The 1,712-nt window shown below is 44.5% G+C and carries 2 protein-coding genes; one reads left to right on the plus strand and one right to left on the minus strand.

Features of this window, described 5'->3' with window-relative positions:
- A partial coding sequence (locus tag BCT81_RS00590) for an aerolysin family beta-barrel pore-forming toxin (protein ID WP_133152468.1) occupies positions 1–621 on the plus strand: 621 nt, incomplete at its 5' end.
- A 118-nt stretch (positions 622–739) separates the two neighbouring features.
- Here the strand turns inward: BCT81_RS00590 and BCT81_RS00595 are convergent.
- Positions 740–1,375 (minus strand): LysE family translocator, encoded by a 636-nt coding sequence (locus BCT81_RS00595; RefSeq protein WP_102422973.1) that lies wholly within the window; start codon positions 1,373–1,375, stop codon positions 740–742.
- Positions 1,376–1,712 lie beyond the last annotated feature (337 nt).

The following is a 1,712-nucleotide window of genomic DNA, read 5'->3' on the forward strand; positions in this document are numbered from 1 at the left end:
ACGAATGGCGGCTCTTCAAGTGAGACGGTAACACTTCAAGCTCGTCCAATGGTTCCTCCTCACTCTGAGGTCAAAATTAAAGTCGAGCTGTACCGTTCAACTATCTCGTACCCATACCAATTTAACGCTGATATGGCCTATGACGTGGAATTCAATGGTTTCCTTGGTTACAATTTCAACGCATGGCATACGCATCCGACAAACCGCCCGACTCAGGTACATAAGTTTACTATGGGTCGTGCGAGTAGCCATGCTGCTGACATTCGTTACCAATGGGACCATCGCTACATTCCAGGTGAGACACTATGGTGGGACTGGGGGTCGGCAATTAACCGTCATGGTCTTTCACTCATGCAATGGGCAACGAGTCACAGCTTACGTCCTTTCCACTCTTACGTATCGGGAGATTTTTACGCAGAGTCTCAATACGCTGGTACAATCGAGATTGGCGAAGCTAAATCTTTGAGTGCAGATGGTCTAAGCGTACGAAGCAGTATTGAAGGCGAAAACCAGGTGACCGAACATCTTGGTGGCATTGATGTAACGACCAACTTTGATGCTCAAGAACTGAGTGATCTGGGCTTTGAAGGCGCTGAGTTCAACGTTCGTTTAGCTGACTAATATAACCACCTACATACACGGTAATAGTACACCTACCGTGTATGACGGCAAAGCCCACGCTAATTGGTCACGATAACCTAGCGCGGGCTTTCATACGTTCATCACGAAGCAGAACTAACTAAACCGGCTTTTCCATGAGAAGCTTAACGCCCAACCCCACCAATACCATACCGGTTACGCCTTCCATCCACTTCATGAAGCTTGCATTCTTTAGTAGATTTTTAGCAGAATTTAACGCCCCAGCTAAACCACATTGCCAAAGCATAGCGATAATGAAATGAACCGAAGCCATTAGCATAGACTGCAATAACGGCGAACCTTCAGGATTAACAAATTGAGGTAAAAATGCCAAATAGAAGACCGCTGTTTTCGGGTTAAGCACATTAGATAAGAAACCTTCACGCAAAGAACGTTTTGCGCTGTAGGCTTGATGAGTTTGCTCGCCAACCTTCAGCCCGCCACCATTTTTCATCAAAGCGCGTAAACTGCTTAAGCCAAGCCAGATTAAATAAACGGCACCCACCATTTTTACGGCTTGAAATAGCTCAGCGGATTGGGCAAGAATCGCAGAAATACCGACTGCAGAGAAAAAGGCGTGTACATATAACCCAGCACAGATACCGAAGCTCGTCATACAGCCGTCAGCTAAGCCAGAGCGACTGGTATTACGAATCACCAATGCTGTATCCAAGCCAGGCGTTAACGTTAAAATAGTGATGGCAATCAGAAATGCCTCAAAGTTCAAAATATCCATATTATTGTCATTCATGTTTAGCGATCTATCATCAATACCGCTTATCTGCACATTTCGCAAGCAACAATTACCACCAGCTATACAAGTCACTGATTTTGTGCACAATGGTACAGTTTAATTTGTTAAGAAATAGTAAATTCAAGGCATCGTACCGCCTCACGCTTTTCTCGCTATATCTTCGACTACGAAGGTCAGCGCCATTAAAAAGCAGAGCCATAATCAAAGTACATGAGAGATGAAACTTAACGCTGACGCGGCCCTAAGGATCATTTAAAGAAACCAAATTAAGAGTAGTCAAATGAGCGCATTCAAAAAACTAGTCGAACACTCTCAAAAA

This window comes from Vibrio sp. 10N.261.52.A1, from assembly GCF_002876325.1.
Taxonomy (GTDB): domain Bacteria; phylum Pseudomonadota; class Gammaproteobacteria; order Enterobacterales; family Vibrionaceae; genus Vibrio; species Vibrio chagasii.